A 13,799-nucleotide genomic window follows, 5' to 3' on the forward strand; every position below is an offset into this window, starting at 1 on the left:
TAGTAGTACTTATAAATATTAAAAAACAACCATGCACCTCAGAATTATTCTAACCACACTCCTTGCTGTATTAACCTTTCCAATAACAGCCCAAAATCAAGAACAAAAAGGCAACAACCCAATTTTTGATGGCTGGTATGCCGACCCCGAAGGAATCGTGTTCGGGGATACCTACTGGGTTTACCCCACCTTTTCGGATGATTACGATAAGCAACTTCATTTTGATGCCTTTTCCTCAAAAGATTTAGTGAATTGGGAAAAGCACGAACGTATTTTGGACACAACCAAAATCAAATGGTTGAGACAGGCACTTTGGGCTCCTTCAATCATTGAAAAAGATAGCAAGTACTACCTGTTCTTTGGTGCCAACGACATTCAACGGCCCGGAAGAAGCTCCTACGACCCCAATAACGACATCAACCATTATGGAGGCATTGGTGTGGCCGTTGCGGATAACCCTGCCGGACCTTTTGAAGATCATTTGGGTGAGCCATTGATTTCTGACTTTTACAACGATGCACAACCCATCGACCAATTTGTCTTTAAAGATGTGGATGGCACCCATTATTTCTTCTACGGTGGATGGAGCCATTGCAACTTAGGAATACTCAACGAGGATTTCACAGGCTTTGAGCCATGGGAAGATGGCAATTTGTTCAAGGAAATCACCCCAGAAGGTTATGTGGAAGGTCCGTTTATGTTTCTGCGCAATGGTATGTATTATTTTATGTGGTCCGAAGGAAACTGGACCGATGGAAGTTACAAAGTGGCCTACGCTATGGCAGATAAGCCAACGGGGCCCTACAATCGTATCGGCACCGTCTTGGAAACAAAGGAAGGAGATATCGCCACGGGTGCAGGGCACCATTCCGTAATCAATAAACCGGGAACGGATGAATGGATCATAGTCTATCACCGCAGGCCCATTCCTAACATAGACCGTGACCATCGCGTAACCTGTATGGACAAAATGGAATTCAATCCAGATGGCACTATAAAACCGATTAAGATAACTTTCGAGGGAATAGGGGCAAACTAATTGGTTAATATCAGTTTTATTGGTGGAGGAAAGGTAAAATCTTTCACAGGAAAGGATTGTAAAACAACTCAATAAAATTGATATGAAAAATTATACCAAATTTACATTGATGCTTATCTGCTCGGCTATATCAATGTACATCACCATGTATTTCAACACCTATGAACTGAGCCATGTTTTTTTTAGTTGGACAAGAATGTACATGACTTTTATTGGTATAGGAGGTATGGCCATTATTATGTTCTTGTTCATGAAAAACATGTATTCGAACAAAACGAAAAATCTAACGATTGTTCTGGGCAGCTTAATACTGATGTCTGTTTCCACATATTTGGTAAGAAAACAAGTTCCCATTGAAGATGTTAAGTGGATGAAGGCTATGATTCCCCATCATTCCATAGCCATTTTGACGAGTACCAGGGCTGAGCTCAAAAACCCCGAAGTAAAACAATTGGCCCAAGAAATTATTGAAGCACAAAGAAAAGAGATCAAGGAAATGAAATTGATGATCAAACGCCTTGAAAATGAATAACAACTAATATAAAATATATCTAAAAGTTGGTAGAAACTAAATGGCCGATAAACGCAACCTTGGAATAATAGGCGTTGGTCCACGGGGTGGACACGCCTTGGAGTGCTTGGTCGCTCAATTAATTAAGAAAAATAGTTTTAAAAACCTCAATTTTACCCTCTTTGAGGCCTCCGGGAATTTTGGTGATGGTCATGTGTACGACACCGCCCAATCCGGTTCCAATTGGATAAACATCACCGAGCGCATCTTGGAACTCGATGAAAGAAAAGAAATCAATGAAAAAGGATTGTCCGTTCCTGCGTTCCCTTCCTATCATGACTGGATAGACCATAATATATCCAAGGAAGTTGATGCCTATCCTCCTCGCCGTAAAATCGGTAAATATCTAAATCAAAGGTTCTGCTCGCTAATTGACCCCTTAGTAGAAAAAGGATACGCCACCTTACATATCGAAGAAGTGCATGAGCTTCAATTCGTAGAAAACAATAAAATCAACATTTGTACAAGCAATAATATCTACAGTGATTTTGACGAAATTTTGCTAACAATTGGGCATCAACCCACCAAAATTTCCGAACAACTTGCCGAATGGAAGGATCATGTAGACAACCACAACGGAATCAGTCTCTTCCAAGACACCTATCCTCTTTCTAATATCCTATCATGTAAACATCTTGATTCGAAAAGTGTTGTCGCCATAAGAGGTTTTGGCCTTACCATGATTGATGTGGGGAGGCGAATCGGTAAAGAATTTGGCGATTTTCAAATCGAGAACGAAAAAACCCGGAAATGCACCTATGTTCCGACCCAAAAGATTAAAAATCTATTGGTTCCTTTTTCGTTGGATGGCCTACCTCCCGTTCCAAAACCCTTAAATAAAAAAATAGACGATTGGTTTGCACCTTCGGCAACTCAATTGGAAAATTTTGAAATCCTAATCGGAAACAGAAAGACACAGAAAACCGCTGAGAATATTGATTTTCTGCTTGATGCATTCGCCCCGATTGCTGCTGAGATTTTCTTGAAACTGCCAAAGAGTATCAACCCACAACAACTTGAACAACCCAGAATAGAAAGCATCATTAAAAATTGGTTACAAAATCCTACTTTGAATGACCCTGCTATTGTGTCCCAAAACGAATCTGTAGATTCCATGATGAACCTATTTGTGGACATGGCCACTGGCCAGCAAGCAATCAGTTTGGATTTTTGCATTGGACAGGTTTGGCGGCATTGCCAACCTTCGATGTACAAACAACTTTCTTACAATGCATGCTCGGACAATGTGTTTGCCGAGATTGTAATGTTGGATGAATCTACAAAAAGGTATTCCTACGGACCACCTGTGGAGGCTATTCAACAATTGATTGCTTTAAATAAGGCCGGAGTGTTGAATTTGGATTTTGTGAACAATCCAAAAATTGAAATGGTAAATGAAGGTTGGAGATTAGCAAATTCCAACAAGTTAATAACCGCCAACATTATGGTTGACTCAGTTCTGGACCAGCCCAAAATTAAGGAAGTAACATCTTCCTTAGTAAGAAATATGCTTTCGGACGGGATGATACAAGCGGTTCATGACGAACTAGGTGTTGTAACGGATAATCACGGGTATGTATTGGACTCCTCCGAGAACACCTTGCCCATTGCGTTACTAGGTCGGTTGGCCAAAGGGACTGTTATTGGTGTGGATGCGATACTGGAATGTTTTGGGCCGCGAATCACACAGTGGGCGGAACAAGCTGCAAATAATCATAGTGCATGGATTCAAATGCAAAAATCGGAAGATAACGGATAAAAAGCTGGTAGATTTGGTAAGGCTGAAACTTCATGCAAATCAAAATGTATCCAACAAAAAGCCTGAATCCACGAAAATCATTCAAAAATTTGATGGAGCTTATTTGGACACCGCATGCAGATTTTAAAAAATTTATACTTTTCTAAAATGTTCTTAAACCAGTTTAATTTTTATTCAGGTTTTGATAGGTAGCTTTGTGACAGATAAATTAAACCCAATCAAAATAGATATATGAAAACTCCTCTGGTTCTATTGCTCGCTGTTTTACTTTCTAGCTGTAATACCAATAAGTCAAAAAACTCAGTTAATGGCGAAGAATCCGAAAATCAGTCCACCACAATCCAATCGGATACATTGACCAAACACCTAAAACCATTCAAAGAAGACTTGCCCACCATTGGACTTTTAATGTATAACGGAGTGCTTCAAAGTGAAGTTGTAGCAACCTCTGACGTATTTGCAAAACCGACAGCAGATGGAGAACAACTCTTTAACGTAATCACAATAGCCGAGACAGAAAACCCGATAACCACCGAGGAGGGTATGCATTTTGTTCCGGATTATACGTTTGACAATTGTCCTAAATTGACCGCATTGTTTGTTCCCAGTGCCTACGATATGTATGCTCAAGTACACAATGAAAAAATTGTGGAATTCATCAAAAGAAAAAATGAAGAAACCCAATACACCGTAAGTAATTGTGCCGGGGCGCAGCTCATTGGCAAGTCCGGAATTGCGGACGGCAAGAAAATTGTAACTTGGATAGGTGGTGGTGAACAACTTCAAAAGGATTATCCCAACCTAAAAGTTCAGAACGATAGTTTGGTAACTTTTGTAAAAGATGGTAAGTTTTACTCCTCCAATGGTAATTTGGCCAGTTATATATCGGCATTGAATCTTTTGGAAACGATGACTAGTAATGAGCATCGGGCATTTGTTGAAAGCTATTTATATTTGGACCGTCTTCAAAACTGGAAAGAAGACTAGTTTTGAAAAAAAGCCAAAAATATGTCCAAACCAAAAATTGTAGTACTCACAGGAGCAGGAATGAGCGCCGAAAGTGGGCTTAAGACCTTTCGTGATGAAAACGGGCTTTGGGAAGGGCATGATGTAATGGAGGTTGCCTCTCCACAAGGGTTTGCCAAAAATCCGGAACTCGTTCTTGAATTTTACAATCAACGAAGACGACAATTATTGGATGTTTCTCCGAACAGGGGACATTTATCCCTGGCAGAACTGGAGCAACGTTTTGATGTGAGCATCGTTACCCAAAATGTGGACAACCTCCATGAACAGGCTGGTAGCTCCCACGTAGTACACTTACACGGGGAATTGTTCAAGGTTCGAAGCACAGTGAATGAAAACCATGTTCTGGATTGGAAAAAAGATTTGATTTTGGGGGATTTGGACGATAATGGCCATCAATTGCGACCACATATCGTATGGTTTGGTGAAATGGTCCCTATGTTGGAAACTGCTACCGAGATTACCCAACAAGCAGAGGTTTTGATTATCGTGGGCACTTCAATGCAGGTCTACCCTGCGGCAAGTTTGATTCATTATGCGCCAAAACAAACACCAATATACTTTATTGACCCCAAACCCAATATCAGGTCTGTAGATTTTGATAACCTTACTGTAATACCGAAAACAGCCTCCACTGGAATTCCCGAGCTCGTAAGCCAACTTAACCGCAATACATGACCCGGGAGCAGCTTCATATAGCTTTAAATTCAGGAAGAATTTCCAAACAGCAAATTGATGGGTTGGTCCTTCAATTGGAAGATGAGCCCCTGTTGGCCAAAGTGCTTTATCAGAAGGTTTTGATTGAGGACAAAGAGGGTACGTTCAATGCCAGTTGGACCTTTGACCACTTGATGCGAAAAAAACTGAACCTTATCCTTCCGTTTATGGATGACTTCGTCAATGGCCTTTCAGAATTAAAATCCGAATCCTGTATCCGATCCATCGCCCATGTGTGCGAAATGTTATGTGAGGCCTATTTCAAAAAAAAGAATCCAGAGTTTGTTCAAAATATGACCAATGACCACTTGGAAAAAATAATGACCGCTTGCTTTGATTGGCTTATTGGCCCCACGAACATGGCACCCAAGGTATTTTCCATGACCAGCTTGTTCTATCTGGGTTTAAAATTTGATTGGATTCACCCCGAACTCAAACTAGTCCTGGAAGAAAGCTATGCTACAGGAACCATTGGATACCAAAACCGAGCAAAAAAAACTCTGGATAAGTTGGGCAAATTGGGTGTCTAAACCGCATTGTTTAAGTATCTTTGACCCTTTCAAAATTTTCTGGACCATGTCGCTGACACAACTAAACGCCATTTCGCCGATTGACGGTAGATATAGAAACAAGACCAAAGCCTTAAAAGACTATTTTTCGGAAGAAGCCCTTATCAAATACCGTGTACTGGTAGAGATTGAGTATTTTATCGCGCTTTGCGAGATTCCTTTACCACAGTTGGCTGATTTTAATACGGCGTTATTCCCGGAGCTACAGAAAATCTACCAAGAGTTTTCTACGGAAGATGCACAGGCCATCAAGGATATAGAAAAAACCACCAACCACGATGTCAAAGCGGTGGAATACTTCATCAAACAAAAGTTTGATGATTTAAACCTTCAAAAATATAAGGAGTTCATCCACTTTGGACTGACATCGCAAGATATTAACAATACGGCCATTCCACTATCCATAAAAGAGGCCATAAACGATGTATATATACCCTCCTATCTGGATGTATTTGAGAAATTGAAAGCACTTGCCACAGAATGGGAAAACATCCCAATGTTGGCCAGAACGCATGGTCAACCTGCCTCCCCTACCCGTTTGGGCAAAGAAATCGAGGTTTTTGTGGAGCGTTTCAAGGAACAGTTCAATTTATTGAACGACATACCAAGTGCCGCAAAATTTGGCGGTGCCACTGGAAACTACAACGCACACAAAGTTGCCTATCCCAACAACGATTGGAGGATATTTGGCAAACAGTTTGTTCAGGAAAAACTAGGATTGCACCATTCCTTCCCAACCACGCAAATTGAACATTACGACCATATGGCCGCTTTGTTTGATTGCCTCAAGCGCATCAACACGATTTTGATTGATTTGGACAGGGATTTTTGGACCTACATATCCATGGATTACTTCAAACAGAAAATCAAAAAGGGAGAAGTCGGCTCATCAGCCATGCCGCACAAGGTAAACCCTATCGATTTTGAAAATTCCGAAGGTAACCTTGGACTGGCCAATGCAATTTTTGAGCATTTATCGGCAAAATTGCCCATCTCAAGATTGCAACGAGACCTTACGGACAGTACAGTGCTTCGTAATGTTGGAGTGCCTTTTGCCCATACCATTGTTGGGTTTCAATCCACTTTAAAAGGTTTGAACAAGTTGGTATTGAACCAGGCTAAATTTGAACAAGATTTAGAGGATAACTGGGCCGTAGTTGCAGAAGCCATTCAGACCATTTTAAGAAGGGAAGGCTATCCCAACCCATATGAGGCTTTAAAAGGTTTGACACGTACCAACGAGAAAATCAACCAAAAATCAATTGCCGATTTTATTGAAACCTTGGAGGTTTCCGGTGATATTAAAACTGAGTTGAAACAAATTACCCCAGCGAATTATACTGGGGTTTAGGTTTTTGTTGTTTGTTCCTGTAAAATCAGGAATTCTTATTTAGTGAGACCAGAAACGAATCCATGGACACAAAATTTATCCTTGTTTATGGATTTCCACTTGATGCGGATAAGGAATTTCAATGCCCGCTTCGTCCAGAGCAATCTTGCAGTTTTCATAGGTCGTAAAGTAGACATCCCAGTAATCTTCTGGCTTGCAGAAGGGACGAACAGCAAAGTTCACGGAGCTATCCGCCAATTCCAGGACATTTACGGAAGGCGCTGGGTCTTTAAGTACTTTATCGTTTGAGGTCAACACCTTTAACAACACCTCTTTTGTTTTTTTAATATCCTCATCATACCCCACACCTATTACGGTATCGACCCGCATTTTACCTTCCGCGGTGTAATTGATAATATTCCCATTGGCCATGGCTCCATTGGGAACAATGGCTAACCTGTTTTGGGGTGTCACCAATTTTGTGGTAAATATTTCAATACCTTTTACTTTGCCCAATACATCTTGTGCTTCGATGAGGTCACCGATTTTATAGGGTTTAAAGATCATAATGAGCACACCTCCCGCAAAATTGGAGAGAGAACCTTGCAAAGCAAGGCCAATGGCAAGGCCCGCGGCCGCTATTACTGCGGCAAACGTAGTGACATCCACACCCAAACGTGAAATCACGATGATGATCAAGAATACCTTTAACGCCCAAGAGAACAGGTTCAACAGGAATTTTTGCAGGGACTGATCGTACTTGCTTTTGGACATTATCCTACGGGTCGTCTTGATTATTTTATTTACCGCCCACATGCCCACCAAATATATGATGAGCGCGGTAACGAGCTTAGGGCCAAATTCTTTTGCCAGCTCAACTCCGTAATCGAACCATTCTTGTGCTTTCTCCATGATGTTTTGGTTTTGTTAGTTTTCTTATAATGAGACACTAAGATACTAAACTAGGTCACTCGTTTATTCGTTCAAAACATTCCATAAACAAAAAGGGCGACAAATGTCGCCCTTCAAAACTTTATATTTTGATAAATCCTAGCCTTTTAGAAAATCTCCTATTTCGCCGAGCCCTTCTCCTTTGTAGTCGGATTTTTGAATGGCCTGCATCAATTGGATAATGTGTGCTGGGTTCATATTCTTGCCAAGCACTCGTACCAGAGCAAAGCCTTTATCTTCACTATCCCCATAGATGATTACCTCATCAATGGCATCTTCATCACCCAAATACTTAATGACTCCCTTGCCGTATTTTGAATTGATTTTCATCAACTCCACAAAATCGCCTCCCTTGAGTATCTCGCGCACTTTTTTCTTTTCCGATTCATATTCGACCTGGTTCTCAGCATTCTTTTTAAAAGCCAATAGGTTGAACTTTCGGAGGGATTCGATAGCTTCCTTTTGCGTTGGGTTCAATTCCTCCTCGTTAAGCTTTAAAATACTTGCCGGAACATCTATGGAAAGAAAGTTAGGATTCTCCGAATTGTCCACATAATATTCCTGTAAACTTGGCTGAGAAGCACATGAAGCGAAAAGTACCGCCCCGGCCACCAACATGGTTTTAATGATCTGTTTCATCTTTTCTATGTTTTTGATTGATTCTGAAATCTAAAAATCGATTGACAATAATAAGTTGGGAGTTTCTGTGTTTTGTTACAATTCCCTACCGATTATTGCCAATCGAAGTGTGATTAATTCTTCTTGCCAGCTTCGTTAAGCTCTTCGGGCAAGTTCATCTTTTTGGTCAATGAGCCAATTTTGTTCAGGTCAATATCCCCTGTAAGTGATAAAATCACCGTTTCGAACTTTCTGCCGTTAGCCTCAACATCGCCCAAACCGGTCACGAACATAAGCAGTTCGCTCACATGATCGGCATCACGTCCTTCTTTAATGTAGAATTTCACATTGGCATCCTTGTCCTTTACTCGCATCAATTCTTCCATTTTAGAAGACCTTAGATAACTATCCACAGAAGATTTCATGTCACTACCTATTTTTTTGTCCTCTGTAGTAAACACCTTCAAACTTTTTAAGCTACTTGCAATATCCATAAAGTCCTGTGCTTCGGGGTCATCCACCTCCACATCGATTTTTGCGAGCAGATTGAACATGCTTTTGTTCACCACTACGGATGTGACCTCATCCAAATCTTCGAACTTGTCAAAAAGGGATTGTGAAAACCCGGTCAAAGGCAAAGCTGCCATTACTGCGATTAAAATATACTTCTTCATCTTGTTTCGTTTTTTTAATTGTTGTTGTAAATTTTCTCTTTTGCTTCTTCAAACTCTTTTAGATAGGCCACCTTTTCTGTGCCCTTGTTAAAATTCTCCGCTAAGAGTTCAAAAGCCTTTTTGGTTTCTTGGTAAGCGTATTCCGCTTTTTGTTCCTCCAAACGTTTTGTTTCTTGGTACTGATTACCAAAATAAATACCGAAGGTCAAAACTACTGCCGCCGCAACGGATAGCCACTTGTAATAGTTTACTCTAGGTTTTAATGGAACCTGCTTGGTGTATTTTTCTTCCTTCGCCATGGAAAAGTAACTGAACATGGGCCTGTACTGTTCCAAGTGAGGTGCGACCTCGTCTTGTGCAAAATACTCCCTAAGTGTTCTTTCTTCCTCCACTGTCGCAGTGGCCTCGAAATACTTTTCCAATATTTTTTCTATGTTACCCAATTCCATAGCTGTGTTTTTTTATTAATTCCTCCCTTACTGTTTTTCTAGCCCTCGATAGTGCCACGCGCACTGCTGTGGGTTTCATGTCCAAGAGTTCACATATCTCGTCGAACTCATATTGCTCCACATCCCGTAGCTGCAATATCATTTTTTGTTGTTCTGGCAGTCCTTTCATAATCCGTTCCATCCAACTTATGCTGTCCTCGGCCTCCAATTGTTTCTGTAGGGAGGTGTTTTCATCGCTGTAGTTACTGTGAACTAATTTTAGGTTTCCCGCTTGTTTGGACTTTAAACGGTCCAAACAAAAGTTTTTGGTCATCGTCATGGCAAAGGCCTCTACATTTTTGTACTTTGACATGGACTCGTTCTTAGACCAAAGCTTCAACAAAATTTCTTGAGTGGCGTCTTCCGCTTCTTCCCTGGAAACCAACAGCCGCTTTGCGAGCCTGTACAGTTTGTCCTGAAAGGGCAATACCACATTTAAAAATTCTGTTTGTTTCATTTGTGTCTTAGTTGTTTTTTGTGCCGTTAATACAGACCTACACTATCCAGACGATACATATCGAAATTTGTTACAAAAAATTTGCCATCTGTTCTAATCTGCCTATTTTGCAGGGCAAATTTATATGTATCGCCATGTAATTTTACTCGATCAACCTACACCAACTACCAATTTGGAACAAAATTTGAGTAAATTCAGTAAAATTTAAGCTATGAAAAAGTATTGCTTCCTATTTTTAGGACTGTCCGTATTGCTTATGTCATGTAGTGATGATGATGGAATCGAAAACGGACCTACACCCGACCCGGACCCAACTGCAGATGTTGCTGCTCAGAACTTTATGTGGCAAGCTATGAACCTATGGTATTTTTGGCAGGGCGATGTTCCAGACTTGGCTGACGACAGATTTGCATCGAACGCCGAGTACACAGCTTTTTTGGAATCTTACCCCGATCCGAGAAATTTTTATTTCAGTATTTGCAATGATCATGAAAGAATAGTTGGGGAAGATGCTGCCATTGATCGTTTTAGTTTTGAAAATGAGGATTATAACGTATTGGTGAACAGCCTTTCTGGAATATCACAAAGCAATGGAGTGGAGTTTGGTTTAGGCATTATAGGCGAATCCAATGATGTTTTTGGTTTTGTTCAGTATATATGGCCCGATTCAGATGCATCCACAAAGGATATATCCCGAGGCGAATTTTTTACCCGGGTTGATGGTGTTCAACTTACTGTTAGTAATTATATAAGTTTACTATATGGAGAAAATAGCAGCTATACCCTTGGCATGGCCACTGTTGAAAACGGTGTTATTTCCGATAGCAGTAAAGAAGTGTCGCTTACTAAAATAGAGAATCAAATAGAAAATCCTATCTTGGTTGCTGAAACTTTGGACGTTAATGGCACTAAGGTCGCCTATTTGATGTACAACAGGTTCTTGAGCAGCTTTGATGAAGATTTAAATGCTGCTTTTGCCAAATTTAAGGCTGACGGAGCTACTGAACTTGTTTTGGACGTTCGCTACAACTCCGGTGGGTCTGTAAATACTTCTCGCCTTTTGGCCAGCATGATATATGGTACCAATACCAGCGATGTATATGTAAAGCAACGTTGGAACGACAAGGTTCAAGCACAATTGGAGGAAGAGTTCCTAACAGATTACTTTGCCAATACTACTGGAGAATCAGCTATCAACACACTGAATTTAAACAGAGTTTTTGTACTCGCCACAAACGATTCCGCATCTGCCAGTGAGCTTGTAATGAACGGACTTGACCCATACATGGAGGTAATTCATATTGGAGAGGTTACCAGTGGTAAAAATGAATTCTCGATTACTTTGGTGGACGACCCTGGGAATTCTTTTGTTTATAGCAGCAATCGTGAAAACCGTATCAACCCGAATAACTCTTGGGGATTACAGCCATTGGTAGGTAGAAACGAAAATGCGGATGGATTTTCTGATTACACCAGCGGTCTGGCCCCAGATATTGCCCTAAGTGAAGATTTGACCGATCTTGGTATTTTAGGCGATGCAAACGAACCGCTTTTGGCCCGGGCCCTTCAAGAAATTTCTGGTGGTTCTGCGAAAATCGACTTTACTGTGGAAATGCCTGCTGAGTCTTTTACCTCATCTAGGTTGCACACTCCCATGAAAGACAATATGTATTTGGACAAGCCATTGAAATTTAACAAGTAATTAAAAAAGCGGCCGATTGGCCGCTTTTCTTTTTTAAAGGTTTAGGTTGAGACCCACCCTAAAGTTTCGTCCTCGGGTAGTGAATCCAAGCAACTCCCTGTAATCTTCGTTTAACAAGTTATCCGCATTCAAGAATACATTGAGTTTGTTCTGTATCAGTTCGTGCCTAATGGAAAAGTTCAATAATGAAAATGATTCCAAAGCAATGTCCGAATACGTTGCAAAATCCGTATCAAAACGCTCGCCCGTATACGCATAGGTCAAAGAAGCATCAGTAGATTCACAAAACTGGTACCACAAAGATACATTCGCCTTGTGCTTAGGAATACGAATGGCATTGTCGCCTTTTCTTTCTGTAAAAGTATAGTTGGCGTTGACACTAAAATTATTCATGGGCAACCACGTAGCTTCTACCTCTACCCCATTGGCATCAATTTCATCGGCTACATTGATGCTCATAAAATTGGCATCGTACCCTATAGCATTCGTTTCATTTCTATCAAAATAAACCGTGCTGATTCTGAACGTGTTGTCCAGTTTAAATTCAATTCCCCCTTCAATGGTAGAGTTTTCTTCTGGCTCCAGGTCGGGATTGCCTCCAAAGGCTCCGAACAACTGTGTTAAATTAGGTGTGATGTACGATGTAGCATAAGACCCCATCAATTTCACATATCCGTTTTCCGTGTCAAACACAAAAGATGGATTCACGTTGTACACAAAATGATTTCCATATTCCGAGTGAGTGTTCAGTCTTGCACCCGCGTTCAAATTCAATCCAAAATCTGAAACATACACCACATTGGCATAAGGGTCAACAATAGTAAAATCCACTTCATCAGCAAAGATGGCCTCGTCCTTAATATAGTTCAACCCTAAAATGGTGTGGAACTGCTCTCCAAAAACATATTTGTTGTACACATCCAAGACCCAATTGCTTCCCTCGGTGATACTTTCACCAAAGGTGTCATTGGCCACGGACCCATAATCCGTATAAGCGGCATTCAAGTGAATGGAACCTTTTCCATAGCCAAATTCGGATGACAAACCGACTCGTTGTTGCTCATTTTCCCCCAAATTGTCAGCTTCGGCCATAGTAGCATCATACTCGTTCCTAAACTTGGTTTGGTTTCCGTACACTTGCACCCCAAAATTTTCAGAAAACTGATAGCCCAGCTTCACATTGGTGCTGAAGTGCGAAAAAACATCCTCTTCATTTTCTGGGGTCACCGCAGCGGAGAGGCCACTTTTGTATCTGTTGGAAAAATCGACCCCATAATTGAACTTGCCCAAAGTTCCGTTCACATTCGCGGAATTTTGAATGCTTCCAATATTATAATTCTGGTCATCGGCAGTTTGATTGGTCCCTACACTCGTTTCAAAATTACCTGTAATCTTCTTTTCGGAGCTCTTTTTTGTTGTGATGTTGATCACAGCCGTTACCGCATTCGTACCATAAAGCGTACTTGCCGCTCCTTTAATAATTTCAATGGATTCGATAGTGTTTGGTGACAACAATCGAAGGTCATATTCTGCGGAAAATGTAGATGGATCCTGTACACGAACACCATCGATAATAATCAAAACCTGACGACCACGACCACCTCGGGCATACACCCCTAGAACATCACCGTCCCTACCACGGCTCCCAGCAATCTCGATTCCGCTTTTGGTATTGATGATTTCCGCAACGGTCCTGCCCTGGTTACGCTGCATTTCCTCTGCAGTAATTTTGATGACCGTTTTTCCTGAGTTTTCACGTTTCAACTCAAATTTTGAATCGCTTACCACAACCTCATCAAGTTGCTGCATTCTAAGTGAATCTTGCTGTACATTTTGCGCAAAAATTCCTTGCCCCGCCAAGACAGCGGTAATTAACCATAAATGATTTTTTTTCATTT

Annotated in this window: 14 protein-coding genes; 8 read left to right on the forward strand and 6 right to left on the reverse strand. The window is 41.0% G+C overall.

The window, feature by feature from the left end; genetic code table 11:
- Positions 1 to 31 precede the first annotated feature (31 nt).
- The 7 genes from GUA46_RS09280 to purB all read left to right on the forward strand — a co-directional run bounded on the left by GUA46_RS09280 (position 32) and on the right by purB (position 7,032).
- On the forward strand, positions 32 to 1,039 hold the full coding sequence (locus GUA46_RS09280) for a glycoside hydrolase family 43 protein (protein ID WP_176620251.1): 1,008 nt from the start codon (positions 32 to 34) through the stop codon (positions 1,037 to 1,039).
- Positions 1,040 to 1,121: 82 nt separating this feature from the next.
- Positions 1,122 to 1,571: a DUF305 domain-containing protein gene (locus GUA46_RS09285; RefSeq protein ID WP_218109535.1), complete on the forward strand. Its 450-nt coding sequence runs from the start codon at positions 1,122 to 1,124 to the stop codon at positions 1,569 to 1,571.
- Between the two features lie 40 nt (positions 1,572 to 1,611).
- Entirely contained in the window at positions 1,612 to 3,369 is a 1,758-nt protein-coding gene (locus tag GUA46_RS09290) for an FAD/NAD(P)-binding protein (RefSeq protein WP_176620252.1), read from the forward strand.
- Between the two features lie 231 nt (positions 3,370 to 3,600).
- A complete protein-coding gene (locus GUA46_RS09295; protein WP_176620253.1) occupies positions 3,601 to 4,356 on the forward strand; it encodes a DJ-1/PfpI family protein in 756 nt (251 codons plus the stop codon).
- Between the two features lie 21 nt (positions 4,357 to 4,377).
- Positions 4,378 to 5,073, forward strand: a complete 696-nt coding sequence (locus GUA46_RS09300; RefSeq protein ID WP_176620254.1) for an SIR2 family NAD-dependent protein deacylase — start codon at positions 4,378 to 4,380, stop codon at positions 5,071 to 5,073.
- The gene (locus GUA46_RS09305) at positions 5,070 to 5,642 is read left to right on the forward strand and encodes an adenylosuccinate lyase (RefSeq protein ID WP_176620255.1); all 573 of its coding nucleotides are present in this window, start codon (positions 5,070 to 5,072) and stop codon (positions 5,640 to 5,642) included. Before GUA46_RS09300 ends, GUA46_RS09305 begins: the two co-directional genes overlap by 4 nt.
- Before the next feature lie 46 nt (positions 5,643 to 5,688).
- A complete protein-coding gene (purB, locus tag GUA46_RS09310; protein ID WP_176620256.1) occupies positions 5,689 to 7,032 on the forward strand; it encodes an adenylosuccinate lyase in 1,344 nt (447 codons plus the stop codon).
- A gap of 75 nt (positions 7,033 to 7,107) precedes the next feature.
- Here purB and GUA46_RS09315 read toward each other — a convergent pair whose 3' ends face one another.
- The 5 genes from GUA46_RS09315 to GUA46_RS09335 form a co-directional block, all read right to left on the reverse strand.
- Entirely contained in the window at positions 7,108 to 7,923 is an 816-nt protein-coding gene (locus tag GUA46_RS09315) for a mechanosensitive ion channel family protein (RefSeq protein WP_176620257.1), read from the reverse strand.
- Between the two features lie 138 nt (positions 7,924 to 8,061).
- Positions 8,062 to 8,601, reverse strand: a complete 540-nt coding sequence (locus GUA46_RS09320; RefSeq protein WP_176620258.1) for a DUF4252 domain-containing protein — start codon at positions 8,599 to 8,601, stop codon at positions 8,062 to 8,064.
- A 113-nt stretch (positions 8,602 to 8,714) separates the two neighbouring features.
- Positions 8,715 to 9,254: a DUF4252 domain-containing protein gene (locus GUA46_RS09325; protein WP_108244653.1), complete on the reverse strand. Its 540-nt coding sequence runs from the start codon at positions 9,252 to 9,254 to the stop codon at positions 8,715 to 8,717.
- A gap of 14 nt (positions 9,255 to 9,268) precedes the next feature.
- The gene (locus tag GUA46_RS09330; RefSeq protein WP_176620259.1) at positions 9,269 to 9,703 is read right to left on the reverse strand and encodes a hypothetical protein; all 435 of its coding nucleotides are present in this window, start codon (positions 9,701 to 9,703) and stop codon (positions 9,269 to 9,271) included.
- Complete coding sequence (locus GUA46_RS09335; protein WP_176620260.1) at positions 9,690 to 10,199, reverse strand: RNA polymerase sigma factor; 510 nt, start codon at positions 10,197 to 10,199, stop codon at positions 9,690 to 9,692. Before GUA46_RS09335 ends, GUA46_RS09330 begins: the two co-directional genes overlap by 14 nt.
- Positions 10,200 to 10,410: 211 nt before the next feature.
- Here GUA46_RS09335 and GUA46_RS09340 point away from each other — a divergent pair, with 211 nt between their 5' ends.
- Positions 10,411 to 11,901, forward strand: a complete 1,491-nt coding sequence (locus tag GUA46_RS09340) for a S41 family peptidase (RefSeq protein WP_176620261.1) — start codon at positions 10,411 to 10,413, stop codon at positions 11,899 to 11,901.
- A 33-nt stretch (positions 11,902 to 11,934) separates the two neighbouring features.
- Here the strand turns inward: GUA46_RS09340 and GUA46_RS09345 are convergent, their stop codons facing one another.
- On the reverse strand, positions 11,935 to 13,797 hold the full coding sequence (locus tag GUA46_RS09345; RefSeq protein ID WP_176620262.1) for a TonB-dependent receptor plug domain-containing protein: 1,863 nt from the start codon (positions 13,795 to 13,797) through the stop codon (positions 11,935 to 11,937).
- Positions 13,798 to 13,799 lie beyond the last annotated feature (2 nt).

The sequence above is a fragment of the Flagellimonas chongwuensis genome (genome assembly GCF_013376415.1).
Lineage (GTDB): Bacteria > Bacteroidota > Bacteroidia > Flavobacteriales > Flavobacteriaceae > Flagellimonas > Flagellimonas chongwuensis.

Excerpts from the sequence above, each read along its gene's own strand:
- GUA46_RS09280 (WP_176620251.1), top strand. The coding sequence starts at position 32 with ATGCACCTCAGAATTATTCTAACCACACTCCTTGCTGTATTAACCTTT.
- GUA46_RS09285 (WP_218109535.1), top strand. The coding sequence starts at position 1,122 with ATGAAAAATTATACCAAATTTACATTGATGCTTATCTGCTCGGCTATA.
- GUA46_RS09290 (WP_176620252.1), top strand. The coding sequence starts at position 1,612 with ATGGCCGATAAACGCAACCTTGGAATAATAGGCGTTGGTCCACGGGGT.
- GUA46_RS09295 (WP_176620253.1), top strand. The coding sequence starts at position 3,601 with ATGAAAACTCCTCTGGTTCTATTGCTCGCTGTTTTACTTTCTAGCTGT.
- GUA46_RS09300 (WP_176620254.1), top strand. The coding sequence starts at position 4,378 with ATGTCCAAACCAAAAATTGTAGTACTCACAGGAGCAGGAATGAGCGCC.
- GUA46_RS09305 (WP_176620255.1), top strand. The coding sequence starts at position 5,070 with ATGACCCGGGAGCAGCTTCATATAGCTTTAAATTCAGGAAGAATTTCC.
- purB (WP_176620256.1), top strand. The coding sequence starts at position 5,689 with ATGTCGCTGACACAACTAAACGCCATTTCGCCGATTGACGGTAGATAT.
- GUA46_RS09315 (WP_176620257.1), bottom strand. The coding sequence starts at position 7,923 with ATGGAGAAAGCACAAGAATGGTTCGATTACGGAGTTGAGCTGGCAAAA.
- GUA46_RS09320 (WP_176620258.1), bottom strand. The coding sequence starts at position 8,601 with ATGAAACAGATCATTAAAACCATGTTGGTGGCCGGGGCGGTACTTTTC.
- GUA46_RS09325 (WP_108244653.1), bottom strand. The coding sequence starts at position 9,254 with ATGAAGAAGTATATTTTAATCGCAGTAATGGCAGCTTTGCCTTTGACC.
- GUA46_RS09330 (WP_176620259.1), bottom strand. The coding sequence starts at position 9,703 with ATGGAATTGGGTAACATAGAAAAAATATTGGAAAAGTATTTCGAGGCC.
- GUA46_RS09335 (WP_176620260.1), bottom strand. The coding sequence starts at position 10,199 with ATGAAACAAACAGAATTTTTAAATGTGGTATTGCCCTTTCAGGACAAA.
- GUA46_RS09340 (WP_176620261.1), top strand. The coding sequence starts at position 10,411 with ATGAAAAAGTATTGCTTCCTATTTTTAGGACTGTCCGTATTGCTTATG.
- GUA46_RS09345 (WP_176620262.1), bottom strand. The coding sequence starts at position 13,797 with ATGAAAAAAAATCATTTATGGTTAATTACCGCTGTCTTGGCGGGGCAA.